This window comes from Qipengyuania qiaonensis (assembly GCF_019711515.1).
In the GTDB taxonomy this organism is placed as follows: domain Bacteria; phylum Pseudomonadota; class Alphaproteobacteria; order Sphingomonadales; family Sphingomonadaceae; genus Qipengyuania; species Qipengyuania qiaonensis.
In genome coordinates, this window is sequence record NZ_JAIGNO010000001.1 from 199,027 (window position 1) to 216,707 (window position 17,681).

Sequence of the window (17,681 nt, forward strand, 5' to 3'; positions counted from 1 at the left end):
AGATGGTGAACTTGGAAGCCCCCTCTTCTTCAGAGGAGGGGGTTGGGGGTGGTGGCGTCTCGCAAGAGACGCTTCGCAAGCGAGCCTCCCGAATGCGCCGCGAAATGCCCGAACCCGAACTCCGGCTTTGGATGGAACTACGCCACTCTCGCTTCAACGGACTGAAATTCCGGCGACAGGTTGTAATCGGAAAGCGGATCGTTGATTTCTTCTGCCCTGCAAAAGGACTTATTGTAGAGATCGATGGCGATACGCACGATTGGGAGGCCGACAAGTATCGCGACGATACGATGCTGCGGAATCATGGCTTCACGACTGTGCGTTTCAACAACGAGCAGGTAATGCGCAATCTGCACGGTGTTCTGGAAAGGCTGAAAAGCGTGCTCGATGAGACTGCGGACCGATGGCCGAACGGTCGGAAACACCACCCCCAAACCCCCTCCTCTGAAGAAGAGGGGGCTTATTGATGTCGATCGAAATCACCGAAGCCGATGCCGCCAACGAGCTGATGCGGCTGGCGAAGCAGATCGCGCATCATGACCGGCTGTATCATGCCGAGGATACGCCCGAGATTACCGATCAGGAATACGATGCGCTGGTGCGGCGCAACCGGGAGATCGAGGAGGCGTTTCCGCATCTCGTGCGCGAGGATTCACCCTCGAAAAATGTTGGGCACGCCGTTGCCGCCTCGCCGCTCTCCAAGGTGACGCACGAGGTGCGGATGATGAGCCTCGACAATGCCTTCAACGCCGCGGAGGTCGAGGAGTGGGTCGCGCGGGTGCGGCGGTTCCTGTCGCTGGCCGAGGATGCGCCGCTGGCTTTCACCGCCGAGGACAAGATCGACGGCCTGTCATGCTCGCTGCGCTACGAAAAGGGGCGGCTGGTGCGCGCGGCGACGCGCGGCGATGGGCAGGTGGGCGAGGATGTCACGCCCAATGTCGCGCATATTTCCGACATCCCGCAGCAGTTGGACGGCGATGCACCCGAAATCTTCGAGATCCGTGGCGAGGTCTATATGGCGCGCGCGGACTTCGTCGCTCTCAATACGCGGTTGATGGAGGATGCGAGGGCCGCGGCGGAAGAAAAGCGCGAGGAATTCGATCCGTCCAAGGTTCGCCAGTTCGCCAATCCGCGCAACGCCGCCGCCGGATCGCTGCGGCAGAAGGATGCGGGTGTCACGGCCAAGCGCCCGCTCAAATTCTGGGCGCATGGCTGGGGTGCGGCCTCCTCGGTACCCGGCAAGACGCAAACGGAAATGGTGCGCCAGATCGAAGGATGGGGCGTGCCCGTCTCGCCGCTGTTTGCCCGCTTCGAAAGCGCTGCGGAAATCCTCGCGCATTATTCGACAATATCGGCGCAACGCCCTGAGTTGCCGTATGAAATCGACGGCGTGGTCTACAAGGTCGACCGGCTCGACTACCAGCAGCGGCTCGGCTTCGTCGCCAAGGCGCCGCGCTGGGCGCTGGCGCACAAATTTCCTGCCGAGCGCGCCGAAACGACGCTGGAAAGCATCGATATCCAGGTCGGCCGCACGGGCAAGCTCACGCCAGTAGGGCGCCTTGCCCCGGTACTGGTGGGCGGGGTCACGGTAACCAATGTCACGCTCCATAATCGCGACGAGATCGCGCGGCTCGGCGTGCGCCCGGGCGACCGCGTGGTGGTGCAGCGCGCGGGCGACGTTATTCCACAGCTTGTGGAAAACCTGACCCGCGAGGAGAGCCGCGAACCCTTCGTCTTCCCCGATACCTGCCCCGAATGCGGCAGCGAAGCCGTTGCCGCAGAGGGCGAGGTCGATATACGTTGCACAGGCGGTCTTATATGTCCGGCACAACGTACGGAAAGATTGAAACATTTCGTCAGTCGCGGTGCGCTGGACATCGACGGGCTGGGCGAGAAGACCATCGACCAGTTCTTCGCTCTCGGATGGCTCGAAAGCCCCGCCGACATCTTCCGCCTGAAGGACCGCCGGGACGCCATTCTCGCGCTCGACGGGTGGAAGGAACGCTCTGTGGATAACCTGTTGGCTTCTGTGGAAGCGCGGCGCGCGCCCGATGCGGCGCGGCTGCTGTTCGGTCTCGGTATCCGCCATGTCGGCGCGGTTACGGCGCGCGACCTGATGAAGAACTTCCACGACCTGCCCGAATTGCGTGCTGTGGCGGAGCAGGCGCATGCCGGCGACGAGGATGCGCTGGCCGCGCTCACCTCCATCGACGGCATCGGCGGCGCGGTGGTCGAAGCGCTGGGCGATTTCTTCCACGAAGACCACAACAAGGCGGTGTGGGACGATATCCTCTCCGAAACCTCGCCGCCCCGCTACGAGGTCGAGACGAAAGACAGTCCCGTCACCGGGAAGACCGTGGTATTCACCGGCAAGCTCGAAACGATGAGCCGCGACGAGGCCAAGGCGCAGGCCGAACGCCTCGGGGCCAAGGCCAGCGGCTCGGTCAGCGCGAAGACCGACCTGCTCGTTGCCGGGCCGGGGGCAGGCAGCAAGCTCAAGAAGGCGGCCGAGCTGGGTATCGAAGTCGTCGACGAGGCAAGCTGGGCCGAAATCGTCAAGGCGGCTTACCGATAGAAACTATATAAAAACTATTTTACATTTATGAGCATGCGGGATATTTAGCAGTTCATCGAAAGGAAACCCGTATGAATGCTCTGATGGTATTTACGAGTAAAACGGTGGATGAGATTCTCGCTTTGGGAGGAACGGGTCATTGGAACCTAACTCCGGCGAAAGTTACCGCAATGAGGTACGCTGTCTGCACGTTAGGCGATACTCCCGATCCCGAAAAACGCCGTAGTGTTGTGGGTCGTGGAGAGCGTGGCTCCGCGTTCCTCGTGGGGCGCATTTCAGGTCTGCGTCCATCGAGAATGGAAAATGGTCGGCAGCGCTACGTGGTGGAATTTTCACACTACGCGACTTTGGACATTTCGGATGTTTGGGATGGTTCTCGGAACCCGGTCCGCTACATTGATGAGGCCGTTTTGAGTTCGAAGGGAATAGACTTCGATAAACTTCAGTACAAGTCTGTCCCTGCTGTCCGATTGGACGTTGCAGAGCATTCCAACACTGGTTCTCTAACCATTGCTCAGGCAAAGGCCGGTTTAGCCAATCATTTTGGCGTCACTGAATCTCAGATTCAGATCATGATCTCGGCATGAAGTCATTGACCGAAATTCACCCTCAAGCCTTGCGCATCGCCGGATTGCTGCGCGAGCGGGGCGAAAAGATCGCGGTGGCCGACGGCGCGACGGGCGGGCTGATCGCCGCTTCGCTGTTGACCGTGCCGGGCGCGCTCGATTTCTTCGTCGGGGGCGGGGTGGTCTATTCCTTGCGTGGCCGGGACGTGCTGATCGCCCTCCCGCGCGAGGCTTACAAGGGTATGCGCGGAGCGAGCGAGGATTACGCCTTGCTCCAGGCGCGCGCCATCCGTGACAATTTCGGTGCCGAGTGGGGGATAGCCGAAAGCGGCTCGGTCGGCGGCTCGGCCCATCCGGGAGGTGCGCCTTCCGGGCGGAGTTGCACGGCGGTGGTCGGGCCTGATGGTTTCGAATGCGTGCGCATTCTCGAAACCGGCAGCGATGACCGTATCGCCAATATGGAAGCCTTCGCCCGCGCGGCGTTGCATGCGCTCGAGGATGCCCTTTCCCGCTGACTGTGGGCGATGTCGTTCCTGTCCTCGCCTGCCGGCGAGCGGCAGGTTATGATGCGTTCACAGGGCTTGGTGGGGAACGCACATGATCGGCATAATTCGTCGCTACAGGCAGCAGCGTGCCGATGCGCGCGCGATCGGCAAGGATGGCAAGCGCTGGGTCCGGTCCTGGATCAACATATTCCGCACCGAATGCGAGGCGTGCATTCCGCAGAACGAAACACTGTTGGGCGAACTGATCGGCGAAGGGCACTATTGCTGCATCGGACAATCGCATTCCTATAACGGCGTGCAGGTCATCCCCAGCGTCAACGCGATGATGATGCGCGAAGGCGGGTTGACGGCGCTGTCCTACGATCCGGCGACCGAACTGGTGCGCGTCGGCGCGTCGGTTTCCGTCCGCGAACTCAAGCTGTTCCTGCGCGACAAGCATTGCCGGGGCCTGCACAATTCGGGCAATTACATGGAGCAGTCGGTGATCGGTGCACTGGCTACGGGAACGCATGGTTACGGCCCGCGCGGGGTCATGGCCGACAGCATCGTCGAGCTGACCTTCCTCGATGGGGCAGGGCAGCGCGTGACGCTGAAGCGCGGCGATCCCGACTTCGCCTATGTCGCGCTTTCCTTCGGCACGATCGCCCCGATCGTCGAACTGGTGCTGGAGACCAAGCCGCTCCAGCCCTATATCTCGATCAGTTCGATGAGCCGCCTGTCGAAGCTCGACGAACTCAAGCAGGGCTCGATCGCCGCGAACTGGGCGGTTATGCCCTATACCGATCCCGAAGATCCCGTGATCATGCTGCATGCGCTGGCCGAATGCCACGAAGCCGATAGCGTCGTAGCGCATCCCAAGCCGAAGGGGGGTGGCGGGAGAATTGCCGCCTGGGTCCTGCGGCGATATTATGCGTTCGATCGTTTTCTGCCGTCGTTTCGCAGGCCGATGCAGCGCCTGATCGACTGGCTCGATCTCAAGCAAAGCGAGCGGGTGATCACCGATCCGGACGATCTCGACTATCTCTACGATCCGAAGCCCGGCCTGAAGGAAAACCGCGCGCCGAGCATTACGCGCGGCCTCTTCTCGACGACCTATACCGGGTACAATCTCGCCTTTTTCGTCCCGCTGGAAAAGGCACCGGCGGTGGTCAGGTTCATCATGCACGAAGCCGACGCTTTGCGCGATCTGGGGTTCTTTCTGAAGGGCATCATATCGGTGCGTGAGCTGCCCGGCCTGGCGGGACCCATCTTTGCCGCCAATTCCACCCGGCCCATGGCGGCCATCGATCTGTTTGCCGATCCGCGCGACTATGCCTGGCTCGAACGGCTTCAGCGGTCGGTCATGCAGTACGAGCCCGATACGCGCCCGCATTTCGGCAAGAGCGCGCTGGGGCCGGATTTCTGCAACGCGCTGTGCCGCACGCATCTCGACGAGCTGATGCGCATCCATCGCCGCCATTATCCGCAGGGGAACCTGATGTTTTCCGAACGGGTCCGCGCGATGTGCGATGTGGGACGCCCGCTGCCCGGCGTAGCAGCGGTCGATGCGGGTCTGGTCTGAGCCGTCTGGCCGTGTGACTTCGGAACAGAGCTGCGCGAGCTACCGGTCCGCCGGAACCCAGCGCATCACACCTCCCGCCAGCGGCGTCCACAGACCGGTTCGAATTCCGGCCGCGGCCAGCACGTCGCTGGTCCACTGATTGCAGGTATTGCCGATGTGGTAGGTGCCGGGCGCGTCATAGAAGACGTCATTGCCGAAATAGCCCGGGTAGGTCTCGCGGCCCTGCGATGTTACAACCTGCCGCTCGATGGTTGTAACGAGCTTGGCATATTGCGCTTCGGTTATGAGCAGCGGGCGCAGGTCTTCGCCGGGTGCCGGGCGGACGTAATGCGCGACGTGCAGCAGGCTGTCCCCGCCCACGACTGCGCCTGCAATGGTGGATAGCGTTATGTCGCCCCATGTCGGCGTGTTGAGGAAGACCTCGCGTTCGCCCCAGCTGACCGAAACATGCGTGTAAGGACGGTAGGGATCGCGCAGATCGTGGGTTGGGAAATCGGACCGCCAATCCTTCATCGGGGACACCAGCGGCATGACGATAGCGGTGTGGACGCCGTTGGTTTCGATCATGATTTCCACGCCGCGATCGGGTTCGATCCAGTCCGGGTTTCGCGGAATGGCACTGCCGATCCACGCGGCGAGCAGGAACAGCGTAATCAATGTCGCGGGCACGGCAAGCGCCCAGGCGGCCCATTTTGCAGCGCGTTTCAACGCACCCGGCTTTTGCGCAGCCACAGGATCGACCAGTCGCCATTGATCAGGCGCCGGGACAGCCGGAAGCCAAGCGCGCGATAGGCACGGCGCACGCGCGCTTCCTGCGTTTCGAGTAATCCGGCGAGCAGAAGGTTTCCACCGGGGGTTATCGCGTTGGCGAAGGATGGCGCCAGATCGACCAGCGGCCCGGCCAGAATGTTGGCGACAAAGAGATCGTAAGGTCCGCGCAGGCGCAGCAGGGCATCGTCCAGCCCGTCCGCTATGACCATCGTGAGTTCACCCGCATCGCCGCCTTCCGGGATGGCGTTGCTCGCCATATTGTCACGCACCACGCCTGCACAGACCGCGTCGATATCCGATGCCGTTGCGCGCGCGCGCGGCCACAGGTGCATGGCGGCGAAGGCCAGCAGCCCGGTACCGGTACCGATGTCGGCAATGTCGCGCGCCACCACCCCTTCGCGCTTCATCAGGTCGAGCATGGCGAGACACGCCGCGGTGGTTTCGTGCTGGCCTGTGCCGAAAGCCTGACTGGCGGGAATGACGAAATCGACCATCGCCGGGTCCACTTCGTGGTCGGGCGTGCGCACGTGGAAACGGCCCGCGCGGATCGGCTCGACACCCTTCTGGCTTTCGGTCACCCAGTCCGTATCGGGCAGTGCTTCCACGGTAAATGGAGGTTGCTTGTCGGCGAAAAGTGCAGCGACGCGCTTCAGATCGCGCGGCTTGGGCCGGCGATCGAGATAGACTTCGAAAGTCCAGTCGTCCGGTCGGTGGTCGGCCTCTTCCATGCCGGTGACGACCCAGTCGCTCGGCCAGTCGAGAGCGTTCTCGTGCTCCACCAGCGCCGCCCTGGCGACGTCCTTCGATACTGCGGCGACGATCTTCCAGCTGTCAGCCACCCGCTTCCTCCGCGATACGACTGTCGAGCCGTGCTTCTACGGCATCGGCATATTGAGTGCAGGTCATACCGCCGACCAGCGAACCGCTTGCCGCGCGCTTGACCATTTCGCTGGCCGAGGGATGCGGGGTCAGCAGCAGATCGCAATCCACCTCGCGCAGGCGCTGGAGTCCTGCACGGAAGGCGGCGACGTAATCGGGATGGGCGGAAAAACGATAGGTGTCGCTGCTGATAGGGGACAGCGAATCGGCATAGACGATGTCGACGCACTGGCCTGAATTGTCGCAGGATTTCCATGTCCAGCTCAGCGCGCCGGGTGTATGACCCGGCGTCGCAATCGCCGTCAGTGTTGCGGCCTCGCTGCGAACGGTCTCGCCATTGCCGACGATGACATCCACTGCGACCGGCTCGATCGGATCGTGCATGCCGTATTGCGGGTCCGCTGCGTTGTCCTGGCCCGTGCGGAGGACGGCGGCGGATTCGGGCGATGCGACGACATGCGCCCCGCTCGCTCGTTGGACCAGGGCATGGCCGCCGACATGGTCGAAATGTTCATGGCTGTGCAGGATGCTGGCGATCTCGTTGGGCCGGAAACCCAGCTTGCCGACATTGTCGAGCACGACCTGCCCGCCCGCTTTCGTCCCGGTATCGATCAGCAGGTGACCGCCTTCGCCCGCCACGAGAATCGCCGAGATACCGCAGGTGCCGACATAATATGTCGAGCCGTGGATCAGGTAGGGCGGGGCGGGTTTGTCCCACTCGTCCCATTCGGAACAGGTCGCAGCCCATTGCTGAGGCGTGACCTGTTCGGGTTCGGGTAGTGAGGCCGGCGTCTGGATCGGCGGGGCGCAGCTCGACAGCAGGGTGACAGCGGCGAAGACGGCGGATTTTCTAGCGAACATAGCTGGCTCCATTGGCGTCGAGAGTGGCGCCCGTCATGCTCGGCGGCGCATCGAGTGCGCAAAACGCAATGACCTGTGCGATTTCTTCGGGTTCGGCCACGCGGCCGAGCGGAATATCGGCCAGGAGACCGGAACCGCCCCGGCTTTCGAGATAGTCGCCTGCCATGGCGGTGTCGGTGAAGCCGGGCGTGATTGCGAAGCTCAAGATACCCTGATGCGCATACTGGCGCGCGATGGTCTTGTGCATCGCCAGCATGCCGCCCTTGCTTGCGGCGTAGTGCCAATGCGCGGGCGAATCCCCGCGGTGGCCTGCGCGGCTGGCGACATGCACAATCCTGCCGGACACGCCGCGCTCCTGCCAGTGTTTGACAGCGAAGCGGCTGAGCTGCGCGGCGGCGGTGAGGTTGATCCGCATGATGTCTTCCCATGCGTCGAGCCATTCAATGTCCGACCGCTCGATCGGGTTGGGGTCGAACAGGCCGGCATTGTTGACCAGCACGTCGATTTGCCCGCCGGCGCGGGCAAGGGCGGCTTCCCACAATTCGTGCGGCGCTCCCGGTTCGCAGAAGTCGGCCGGGACGGTGTCGATCGAAGAGCTGTGGGTCGCCTGCCCGATGACATTGGCGCCGCGCTTCTCGAGCGCGGACTTGGCTGCCGCGCCGATCCCGCGGCTCGAACCGGTGAGGAGAATGGTAGTCATGGGAGCCGGTTACCGCCTCTCCCTTGCCACGTCACCCCCGCGCGGGCGCGTGGCCCGACAAGCTCGCTGTTCGCTTCGCGTGGCATCCGGATTCCCGCCGTCGCGGGAATGGAGGATTGAAGGAGAGGATTGAAGGAAAAGTGCCCCCGCTACGCCTTGCACCGCGCGCCAGCTTCGCTAAGGGAAGGCCTCCAAATTATCCAATCGGACGAAGATCATGGCCAATCGCCCGCTCTCCCCACATTTGCAGATCTGGAAATGGGGGCCGCATATGTTCACCTCCATTCTCCACCGCGTGACCGGTGACGGGCTGGCCCTGGTCGGCCTCGGCGTACTGCTGTGGTGGCTCGGTGCGATGGCTGCGGGGCCGGAGGCCTATGCGGCGTTCGAGCTGGTCATGGGCTCGCCACTGGGCCTGGTTGTGCTGGTCGGACTTTCCTGGGCTTTCTTCACTCACATGATGAGCGGGCTTCGCCACTTCGTACTCGATATCGGCGCCGGTTACGAACTGGGTGTCAACAAGACCTGGTCGATCCTGTCGCCGTTGCTCGGCGTCGTTCTCACTGCGGGCTTCTGGGCCCTCATCCTGCTTCGTTAAAGGCTTATACCCATGGGTAACGGAACCTCCATCGGACGCGTGCGCGGGCTCGGTTCGGCGCATGAAGGCGCGCATCACTGGCTGCTGCAGCGCTTTACCGCGGTCGGCAATGTCGTGCTCGCGCTGTTCCTCGCGATCAGCCTCGCGCTGCTCCCCAATTACAGCTTTGGCACCGTGACCGGCTGGGCTTCGCAGACGCTGCCCGCGACTGCGCTGGCGCTGCTCGTCATCTCGGTCTTCTGGCATGCCCGCCTCGGCCTGCAGGTGCTGGTCGAAGACTATGTCCACGATGCCGGAACCAAATTCGGCGTCCTCACCCTTCTCAATCTTGCAACCATCGGCGGCGGTGCATTCGGGATCGTTTCGATCGCCCGCCTCGCCCTTGGAGGAGCCGCCTGATGGCTTTCAACCCGACTTTCGAAATCGGTGGCCGCAGCTATCCGATCACCGACCATACCTATGACGTGGTGGTCGTAGGCGCAGGCGGTTCCGGCCTGCGCGCGACCATGGGCGCCGCCGAAAGCGGCCTGAAGACCGCCAATATCACCAAGGTTTTTCCGACCCGTTCGCATACCGTCGCCGCGCAGGGCGGCATCGCCGCCAGCCTGGGCAACAACACGCCCGATCACTGGCAGTGGCATATGTACGATACGGTCAAGGGCTCCGACTGGCTCGGCGATCAGGACGCCATCGAATATATGGTGCGCGAAGCCCCGCAGGCCGTTTATGAGCTGGAACATGCCGGCGTGCCGTTCAGCCGCAATGATGACGGCACGATCTACCAGCGTCCCTTTGGTGGCCATATGCAGAATATGGGCGAAGGCCCGCCGGTCCAGCGCACCTGCGCCGCTGCCGACCGGACCGGCCACGCCATGCTGCACGCGCTCTACCAGCAGAGCCTGAAATACGACGCCGACTTCTTCATCGAATATTTTGCGCTCGACCTGATCATGAAGGACGGTGCGTGCGTGGGCGTGATCGCCATGTGCCTCGATGACGGGACGATCCACCGTTTCCGTTCGAAGGCGGTGGTGCTGGCGACGGGCGGCTATGGCCGTTGCTACTTCACCGCCACCAGCGCGCACACTTGCACTGGCGACGGCGGCGGCATGGTGCTGCGTGCAGGCCTGCCGCTGCAGGACATGGAATTCGTCCAGTTCCATCCGACCGGCATTTACGGTGCGGGCGTGCTCATCACCGAAGGTGCGCGCGGCGAGGGCGGCTATCTGACCAATTCCGAAGGTGAGCGTTTCATGGAACGCTACGCGCCTTCTGCGAAAGACCTTGCCAGCCGCGACGTCGTCTCGCGTTCGATGGCGCTTGAGATGCGCGAAGGCCGCGGTGTGGGTCCGGAAAAAGACCACATTTTCCTGCACCTCGATCATATCGACCCGAACGTGCTGGCCCAGCGCCTGCCGGGCATCACCGAAAGCGGCAAGATCTTCGCCGGTGTCGACCTGACGCGCGAACCGCTGCCGGTCACTCCGACCGTCCACTACAATATGGGCGGCATTCCCTGTAACTTCCACGGCGAAGTCATGGCCGGCGACGCGAGCGATCCGGAAAAGATCGTCCCCGGCCTCTTCGCGGTAGGCGAAGCGGCGTGTGTTTCGGTCCACGGTGCCAACCGCCTCGGTTCGAACTCGCTGATCGACCTCGTGGTGTTCGGCCGCGCGACCGGCCACCGCCTCAAGGAACTGATCAAGCCGGGTACCAGCCATGGCGAGCTGCCTGCGGACAGCGCCGACCTTTCACTGACCCGGCTCGACCATTTCCGTTATGCCGATGGCGAGACGCCGACGGCGAAGCTGCGCGCCGATATGCAGAAATCGATGACCCGCCACGCTGCCGTATTCCGCGACAGCAAGCTGCTGGCCGAGGGCGTGGAGGAACTGAAGGCGATCAACAAGCGGATGGAGGACGTGAAGGTTCACGACCGATCGCTGATCTGGAACAGCGACCTGATCGAAACGCTCGAGCTCGACAATCTCATGGCGCAGGCCAATGTCACCATCGCAAGTGCCGAGAATCGCAAGGAAAGCCGCGGTGCCCACGCACACGAGGATTATCCCGACCGTAACGATGCCGAATGGATGAAGCACACCATTGCCTGGTTCGACGGCTGGGGCGGCAATGGCGGCGGTGTGAAGATCGACTACCGCCCGGTTCACGAATACACGTTGACCGACGACGTGAAGTATATCGAGCCGAAGAAGCGGGTCTACTAGGGACCGTTCCATGCCGAACAGATCGGAGATGTTTGGTCTGCTTTTCGGCGCACTGCTGCTTTCGCCAGTCCCGGTCGCGGCGCAGGACAAGGTTTTCGATATGCATGTCCACCTCCACCATGGTGGGCAATCGGTGGCTGCATACGACGAGCAGAATGCCGAGGATGGCGTTCCCGTCACGGCATTCGGTGCGATGTGGTTCGGCGGGCCCAATCAGGCGCGCGAGGGCGATCTGGATGCCATCCGGCGGGGAAACGATCATGTGCTGACACTGGCGCGGCAGGATTCCCGCGTCTTGCCGATCGGCACGGTTCATCCTTACGATGGCGAACAAGGCATTGTGGAGCTTGAGCGCATCGCCGGGCTTGGCATAAGGGTACTCAAGCTCCATCCGCATACGCAGGGCTTCGATGCGTCCGATCCGCGGGTGGAGAATCTGGTCAGGCGCGCGGGCGAGCTGGACGTGACCGTGCTGTTCGACAATGCCGGGATCGTGCCCGACGACAACGTCAAGCTTTTCAATCTCGCGCTCGCCTGCCCGGACACCACCTTCGTGTTTGCGCATATGGGTGCGCTAGGCTTCCGGTTCTGGAACTTGCTACCAATGGCGCGGACGGCGGAAGGGCTGTTCGGCGAGAACATCAACTTCGACATCTCGGCGATCGTCACGCTGATCCCCGAATCTCCGTTGGCCGAGGAATTCGTATGGACGATCCGCAATGTCGGGATCGATCACGTCCTGCTGGGATCGGATTTCCCGCAGTTTTCGTGGGGATCGACGCTCGAGGCTTTCGAAAAGCTGGGTCTGACGGAAGAAGAGAAGCAAAAGATTCTCTACGGAAACGCCCAGCGTCTCTTCGGTCTCGAGTGAGCTACCGGCTCCGGCTCGGAGCGCCCGTGGTCGCTTGTGCGCTTGCGGTGGCTGCTTGTGCCAACGTTGGGCGACCACCCGGATCGCTGGCGTTGGACCTCTTCTATTCCAAACATGTCTCGGCCAGCGGCATCCCGATCGTATCGTCATCCCGGGTGCCGGACGAGGCGCTGTTCGCCGCGCGCGACATGGTGCGCGGGATGATCGCTCACCGCCCGGATCTTGCCGCCTGGCTGGTCGCCAACGATTACCGCATCGCGCTCATTGCGCGCGACGAGGCTTTGTTGGACCTGCCCGAGAATGCCGGATGGACCAAGCCGGGGCGCGACGATCCGCGGCTGACCCGCTGCGAACTCAAGCATTACGACGAGCGGATCGGCGCGAAGACCGACCGCGAATATTGGGACGAGCGCGCCCGCGGCATCGGGGGAGAGCGGATGGTCGGATCGGAGGAGGACGTGCTAGGCCTGCCCGTCAGCCGCTATTTCGGAGAAACCATTTTCGTCCACGAGTTCGCGCACAATGTGCTGTTCGCCATCGAAGGGACGGATCCTGCGCTCTACGCGCAAGTCGAGGCCGCCTATGCCCATGCGCTGGCGAACGATCTGTGGTTCGAGGAGTACACCACGACAACCATGCAGGAATACTGGGCTGAAGGGACCCAGTTCTGGTTCGATTCCAATCGGTTGCAGGCGTTCGATGGGCGGCGGATACTCAATCATGCCGATTTGGCCGAGTACGACCCGCAGCTCTATGCCGTCCTTGCCCGAGCCTATGGCGACAGCCACAAGCTGAAGTCGGACCCGTTCCATATGCACCCCGCGCGCGTTCCGCCGGGACCGCCGCCGGAGAATACTGCCGAGGTCTGCTAGTCGGCTCCCGCAGGCGCTGCCTCGACGCGCCGCATGTCGACGATCGTTGCAGGCTCGGCGAGCAATTGGCCCTTCATCCAGCCTTCGCCCTTGTCGGGATCGGGCGGCAAGGCATGAATGGCGTTGACCACATCCATTCCATCGACGACGTATCCGAACACCGCAAAGCCGAGCTGCAGATCGGGATCGGGTGAGGCCGGATTGGCGTCGAGACCCGTCTGATCCTTGATCATGATCGAAAAATCGCCCGTCGCAGTGCCCGGATCGTAGCGCGCCATCGACAGCGCTCCGTCGGTATGGCTGAGGCCCGTCTGCGTGGTCGGTTCATGCGCGATCGGGTCGAGCACACGCTCGGGGTCCATCTGCGTGCCGCCCTGCAGCAATCCGTTGGGCGGCTCGCCCCAGTCGAGATGCATGGCGCGGTAGAACTTCGTCCCGTCGAAGCGGTCTTCATCGACATAGCGCAGGAAATTGGCTGCCGTAACCGGGGCGCGTTCGGTTTCGATGGAGACTGTGATGTCGCCCATCGTCGTCTCGATCACCACCAACTGCGTAGCTGCGGCCGGTTCCGGTGCTGGTTCCGCGTCCTGCGCCGACACCGGATGAACGATAAGGGCGAGCGGTGCCAGCGCAGCAAGAAGCCGTGTCATTGATCCATCCTGATATGACGTTGGTCGATAAGCAAGCGCCTTTCCGGAAAATTCATCCAGCCTTCAGGTTTACAGGCGTAATCGCTTCGGCTACAGACGTAATCGAAGAATTACGCATCGATGAGGTGGATATGTCCCAGCGCAACCAGAACCGTGGCGAGCGGATCAGCGAAGCCGAGCATGCAGTAATGGAAGTGCTGTGGGATACGAACCCCATCTCTGCATCGGATGTATGCGAAGCCATCTGCGCCGAGCGTGATTGGTCGATCGCCACCGTGAAAACCCTCCTCAGCCGCCTTGTGCAGAAAGAGGTCGTGGGCACGGAGCCGGATGGCCGCAAATTCCTTTATCGCCCATTGATCGAACGTTCGGACTATGTCGGGGTCGAAAGCCGCCGCCTGGTCGATCGGCTGTTCGGCGGGCGGGCAGCCCCGCTTTTCGCGCAACTTGCGGAGAGCGAAGCGCTGACCGATGACGATCTCGCTGAAATCGAAGCGCTCTTGAGGGAGATGCGCAAATGACCGAGCTTATTCGAGAATATTGGGACTGGTTCCTGTTCGATACGCTGGTGTGGACCGGCGCCTTGATCGGCCTTGTATTGGTGCTGCGCCGCCCCGTGGCGAAACATCTCGGCGCGGGTGCGGCTTACGCGTTGTGGTTCCTACCATTGGCGCGATTGCTTTTTCCGCCCGTAACGCTTCCGGCATGGATGAGGCCCGCATCGTTCGAGAGCAGTGCAGCGGCCGAACCCGTCGCAGCCGGCCAGCCGCCGGTGCCGGCCGCCGATGCCGGTTTCTCCTATGCCGATATCGTCACTCCGGTTACGCCGATGCCGGTCGAATCGCCGATCGATTTCGTCGCTCCGCTGGTGATCCTGTGGCTGGGTGGCGCGGCGATCTTCATCATCCGCCGCTTCTGGCTCTACGGCGAATTGCGCCGCGAACTGCTCGAAGATGCGCGGCCGGTGGGCGAGGTCGGGCGTATTCGCCTGATCGAAACACCCGCAATATCCGGCCCCATGGCTTTTGGCGTGTTCGACAAGGTCATTGCCTTGCCCGAAGGTTTCATGATCAGCCGCGAACGGCAGGTGCGCGATCTCGCCATCGCACATGAACTCGAGCATCACCGCGGGCACGATATCCTCGTCAACGTGCTGATCCAGCCGCTATTCGCGGTGCACTGGTTCAATCCGCTGGGATGGATGGGCTGGACAGCCATGCGCCGCGATCAGGAAGCGGCCTGCGACGCCCGCGTGGTCGCCAGCCGCACCCGCGACGAGCGTGCCGTATACGCCGCGGTTATCGCCGATTTCGCCCGTCGCCCGCAATTCGCACCGCGGCCAGCCCTGGCAGCTCCGATGGCGTGCCCGGTACTTGGCGACAAATCGATCATCCATCGGTTGAGGAGCTTGCCGATGACGGACGATTCCCGCCGTCGCCGTATCGCCGCGCGCGGTGCCGTGGCCGCTGCCGCGCTGGCCCTGCCGATGACGGCCAGCGTGTGCTACGGCGTTGGTTCGCCCGCTTTGGCCACCGATCTGCCCGAATTCAGCGAAGTCGCCTCGCCGGTCATGGATCCCGAAACGGACCACTGGGCCGTTGTCGATGCCGAGCCGCTCGCGGAGCCCGCCGGTCTCGCCTTCTCCGATCCGGACGTCATGGCCGAGACGATAGAAGACCGCGTCGAGCAGCAACGCGAGCAAGCCGAAATACAGCGCGAGCTGGCGGAAGAGGACCGTGAGCGGGCGATGGAGATGCGCCAGCGGCATGACGAAATGTATGCCGAGGGACGCAAGCAATGGGCCGAAGGCCGCATTCAGTACGCCCGCGGCCGCCAGCAATGGGCGGACGGCCGTATCCATTGGGCCGAAGGTCGCGTCGAGCAAGCCAAGGCCAAGGCATCGGCGACCAAGTCACACGCCTATGCCGGCTCCGGCTGGGACGAGGATATGGGCGCAGTGATCGCGGAATCGGTCGCGGCGGCGATGGCCAATGTTCCCGAAGTGGTCGAGGATTGCCGCTACCCGGACAGCCCGGTCACCTCGATTGAAAAGAATGGCAAGGTCACGATGTATGTCTGCGACACGGCAGGCGATCGCATCGCTCTCAAAGCGCTCCAACGTGCCCGTGACGGGATCGAGGGCAATGGACGGATGTCGGACGAAATACGCATCGAAATCCTGCGCGACCTCGATGCGGAAATTCGCGAGCTGAAGAGCGAGCTGCGGAGCTGACCGACCGGTCGCGGGCTCCCAGGTCAAATAGCAGAACGAAGAATCCGAAGGGTTTGGCCAGGCGAGTGCGCCGCCTTATCCTTCTTGTGAATTCGGACGTCTAGCCCACTGCGGTGATCCGGTCGCACGCTCGGTCGTCGCCTTGCAGACCTAAACGCAGGGCATCGCTGCGCTGCTTGCTGGTGCCGTGGGTAAAGTTTTCGGAAGAAACGCGCCCGCCCGTCAACCGATCGTCGCCGATCGCGGCCGCCGCGTTCATGCCCTCTTCGATATCGCCGGGTTCGATCAGGTTGCGGTTCTTGCCCGCCCAGACGCCGGCATAGCAGTCGGCCTGCAGTTCCATCAGCACCTGCAACCGGTTCGCGCTGCGCGGATTTTGCTGCTGTGCGCTGCGGATCTGCTGCGATATGCCGGTGATCGTCTGGATATGGTGCCCGTATTCGTGGGCCATGACGTAATAGCGCGCAAAATCGCCTCCGGCACCCAATTGACGTTCCAGCGTGTCGTAGAAACTGGTATCGATATAGATTGTCTGGTCGGCGGGACAGTAGAACGGTCCCATCGCCGAACTGCCCGCCCCGCAGGCCGTGTTGACACCGCCGCCGCCATACAGGTCGAGTGTCGGCTGTGCGAACCGATCGCCGTAGCCTTGTTCCTGAAAGCTCCGCGCCCACGTCGCATTGAGCGAGGTCAGCGCATTGCAGGCCTCGGTCGCATATGCGCTGCTGGTGCATACTTCCTGTTCGTTGGTATTGGCCGGGCCGGCCTGCGGCTGCCCCTGCTGCACGCTCTCGACCATGCCAGCGGTTTGCATCGGGTCGAGACCGAAGACGAAATAGCCCAGCGCAGCGATCACGATGGTGCCGCAACCGATCCCGCCGGCCTTGCCGCCCGGCATGCCTCCGCCGCTCGACCGCACGTTGATGTTGCCGGTATCGAATGGATTGAGCCGCATCCGCTCCCCCTTTGCCTGCCTGCTTTACAGCGCCTGGTATGTGCGTAATGGCCGATATCGATATGTCCTACAACGCCGGAGGTTGAAATGTTTCTCAAAGGTAAGCGCGCACTCGTCACCGGCTCTACCAGCGGCATCGGTCTGGCCATTGCGCGTGCACTGGCGGGGGAGGGCGCGAGCATCGTGCTTAACGGTTTCGGCGACGAGGGCGAGATTGCCGAGCTCTGCAAGGAACTTAACGCGACCCATAGCGGCGCGGATCTGACGGACGTCGCGCAAGTCGAAGCGATGATGGCGGAAGCAGGAGATATCGACATCCTGGTCAACAATGCCGGCATGCAGCATGTCGCCCCGGTCGAGGAGTTTCCGGTCGACAAATGGAATCTCATCATCGCGCTCAATTTGACCGCAGCGTTTCACACCACCCGGCTTGCCTTGCCCGGCATGAAGAAGAAGGGTTGGGGACGGATCATCAACACGGCAAGCGCGCATTCCAAGGTCGCGAGCCCGTTCAAGGCAGCCTACGTCTCCGCGAAGCACGGGCTCGACGGCCTGACCAAGACCGTTGCGCTGGAACTGGCCGAATGCGGCGTGACCGCCAATTGCATCAGCCCCGGCTATGTCTGGACGCCGCTGGTCGAGAACCAGATCCCCGACACGATGAAGGCCCGCGGCATGACGCGCGAAGCCGTGATGAACGAGGTGCTGCTGGCCAAGCAGCCGACGAAGAAATTCGTCCAACCCGAGGAAATCGGCGCGCTGGCGGTATTCCTGTGCCGTGACGAGATGCAGAACGTGAACGGCGCGAACTGGAGCATTGATGGCGGCTGGACGGCCGAGTAGCGGCGCTCTCCG

19 protein-coding genes are annotated in these 17,681 nt (G+C 62.7%); 13 read left to right on the plus strand and 6 right to left on the minus strand.

Features of this window, described 5'->3' with window-relative positions:
- The first annotated feature begins 2 nt into the window (after positions 1–2).
- From K3174_RS00975 to K3174_RS00995, 5 genes are all read left to right on the plus strand, one after another.
- Positions 3–467 (plus strand): endonuclease domain-containing protein, encoded by a 465-nt coding sequence (locus K3174_RS00975; RefSeq protein ID WP_221555385.1) that lies wholly within the window; start codon positions 3–5, stop codon positions 465–467.
- Positions 467–2,575 (plus strand): NAD-dependent DNA ligase LigA, encoded by a 2,109-nt coding sequence (gene ligA, locus K3174_RS00980; protein ID WP_221554968.1) that lies wholly within the window; start codon positions 467–469, stop codon positions 2,573–2,575. The genes K3174_RS00975 and ligA overlap by 1 nt, the downstream gene beginning before the upstream one ends.
- A 71-nt stretch (positions 2,576–2,646) precedes the next feature.
- The gene (locus K3174_RS00985; RefSeq protein WP_221554969.1) at positions 2,647–3,162 is read left to right on the plus strand and encodes a hypothetical protein; all 516 of its coding nucleotides are present in this window, start codon (positions 2,647–2,649) and stop codon (positions 3,160–3,162) included.
- Positions 3,159–3,656: a CinA family protein gene (locus K3174_RS00990; protein ID WP_221554970.1), complete on the plus strand. Its 498-nt coding sequence runs from the start codon at positions 3,159–3,161 to the stop codon at positions 3,654–3,656. Before K3174_RS00985 ends, K3174_RS00990 begins: the two co-directional genes overlap by 4 nt.
- 82 nt (positions 3,657–3,738) lie before the next feature.
- Entirely contained in the window at positions 3,739–5,208 is a 1,470-nt protein-coding gene (locus tag K3174_RS00995) for an FAD-binding protein (RefSeq protein ID WP_221554971.1), read from the plus strand.
- Between the two features lie 39 nt (positions 5,209–5,247).
- Here K3174_RS00995 and K3174_RS01000 read toward each other — a convergent pair whose 3' ends face one another.
- Genes K3174_RS01000 through K3174_RS01015 form a run of 4 tightly spaced genes read right to left on the minus strand, consistent with a single transcriptional unit; the run spans position 5,248 to position 8,419 of the window.
- Positions 5,248–5,916 (minus strand): TIGR02117 family protein, encoded by a 669-nt coding sequence (locus K3174_RS01000; RefSeq protein WP_247711799.1) that lies wholly within the window; start codon positions 5,914–5,916, stop codon positions 5,248–5,250.
- Positions 5,913–6,818 carry a 50S ribosomal protein L11 methyltransferase gene (locus tag K3174_RS01005; protein WP_221554972.1) on the minus strand — a complete coding sequence of 302 codons (906 nt, stop codon included), beginning with the start codon at positions 6,816–6,818 and terminating at the stop codon, positions 5,913–5,915. The genes K3174_RS01000 and K3174_RS01005 overlap by 4 nt, the downstream gene beginning before the upstream one ends.
- The gene (gene bla / locus K3174_RS01010; protein ID WP_221554973.1) at positions 6,811–7,719 is read right to left on the minus strand and encodes a subclass B3 metallo-beta-lactamase; all 909 of its coding nucleotides are present in this window, start codon (positions 7,717–7,719) and stop codon (positions 6,811–6,813) included. The genes K3174_RS01005 and bla overlap by 8 nt, the downstream gene beginning before the upstream one ends.
- A complete protein-coding gene (locus K3174_RS01015) occupies positions 7,709–8,419 on the minus strand; it encodes an SDR family NAD(P)-dependent oxidoreductase (protein ID WP_221554974.1) in 711 nt (236 codons plus the stop codon). The genes bla and K3174_RS01015 overlap by 11 nt, the downstream gene beginning before the upstream one ends.
- Before the next feature lie 217 nt (positions 8,420–8,636).
- Between K3174_RS01015 and sdhC the strand changes: the two genes are divergently transcribed.
- From sdhC to K3174_RS01040, 5 genes are read left to right on the plus strand one after another with little or no spacing between them, the layout of a single operon-like run.
- Positions 8,637–9,017, plus strand: a complete 381-nt coding sequence (gene sdhC / locus K3174_RS01020; RefSeq protein ID WP_221554975.1) for a succinate dehydrogenase, cytochrome b556 subunit — start codon at positions 8,637–8,639, stop codon at positions 9,015–9,017.
- Positions 9,018–9,029: 12 nt separating this feature from the next.
- Positions 9,030–9,416 (plus strand): succinate dehydrogenase, hydrophobic membrane anchor protein, encoded by a 387-nt coding sequence (sdhD, locus tag K3174_RS01025; RefSeq protein WP_221554976.1) that lies wholly within the window; start codon positions 9,030–9,032, stop codon positions 9,414–9,416.
- Positions 9,416–11,245, plus strand: coding sequence for a succinate dehydrogenase flavoprotein subunit (sdhA, locus tag K3174_RS01030; protein ID WP_221554977.1), 1,830 nt, complete (start codon positions 9,416–9,418; stop codon positions 11,243–11,245). The genes sdhD and sdhA overlap by 1 nt, the downstream gene beginning before the upstream one ends.
- A 10-nt stretch (positions 11,246–11,255) precedes the next feature.
- Positions 11,256–12,116: an amidohydrolase family protein gene (locus K3174_RS01035; RefSeq protein ID WP_247711800.1), complete on the plus strand. Its 861-nt coding sequence runs from the start codon at positions 11,256–11,258 to the stop codon at positions 12,114–12,116.
- On the plus strand, positions 12,113–12,988 hold the full coding sequence (locus K3174_RS01040; RefSeq protein WP_345719555.1) for a glycoside hydrolase: 876 nt from the start codon (positions 12,113–12,115) through the stop codon (positions 12,986–12,988). Before K3174_RS01035 ends, K3174_RS01040 begins: the two co-directional genes overlap by 4 nt.
- Here the strand turns inward: K3174_RS01040 and K3174_RS01045 are convergent.
- Positions 12,985–13,638, minus strand: a complete 654-nt coding sequence (locus K3174_RS01045) for a peptidylprolyl isomerase (protein WP_221554978.1) — start codon at positions 13,636–13,638, stop codon at positions 12,985–12,987. The two genes, K3174_RS01040 and K3174_RS01045, sit on opposite strands and share 4 nt — an antisense overlap.
- Before the next feature lie 131 nt (positions 13,639–13,769).
- Here K3174_RS01045 and K3174_RS01050 point away from each other — a divergent pair, with 131 nt between their 5' ends.
- Together K3174_RS01050 and K3174_RS01055 are read left to right on the plus strand one after the other, a co-directional pair.
- On the plus strand, positions 13,770–14,159 hold the full coding sequence (locus K3174_RS01050) for a BlaI/MecI/CopY family transcriptional regulator (RefSeq protein WP_221554979.1): 390 nt from the start codon (positions 13,770–13,772) through the stop codon (positions 14,157–14,159).
- Positions 14,156–15,871 carry a M56 family metallopeptidase gene (locus K3174_RS01055; RefSeq protein WP_221554980.1) on the plus strand — a complete coding sequence of 572 codons (1,716 nt, stop codon included), beginning with the start codon at positions 14,156–14,158 and terminating at the stop codon, positions 15,869–15,871. The genes K3174_RS01050 and K3174_RS01055 overlap by 4 nt, the downstream gene beginning before the upstream one ends.
- A gap of 100 nt (positions 15,872–15,971) precedes the next feature.
- Here K3174_RS01055 and ypfJ read toward each other — a convergent pair whose 3' ends face one another.
- Entirely contained in the window at positions 15,972–16,826 is an 855-nt protein-coding gene (gene ypfJ / locus K3174_RS01060) for a KPN_02809 family neutral zinc metallopeptidase (RefSeq protein WP_221554981.1), read from the minus strand.
- An 87-nt stretch (positions 16,827–16,913) separates the two neighbouring features.
- Between ypfJ and K3174_RS01065 the strand changes: the two genes are divergently transcribed.
- A complete protein-coding gene (locus K3174_RS01065; protein WP_221554982.1) occupies positions 16,914–17,669 on the plus strand; it encodes a 3-hydroxybutyrate dehydrogenase in 756 nt (251 codons plus the stop codon).
- The last annotated feature ends 12 nt before the right edge of the window (positions 17,670–17,681 follow it).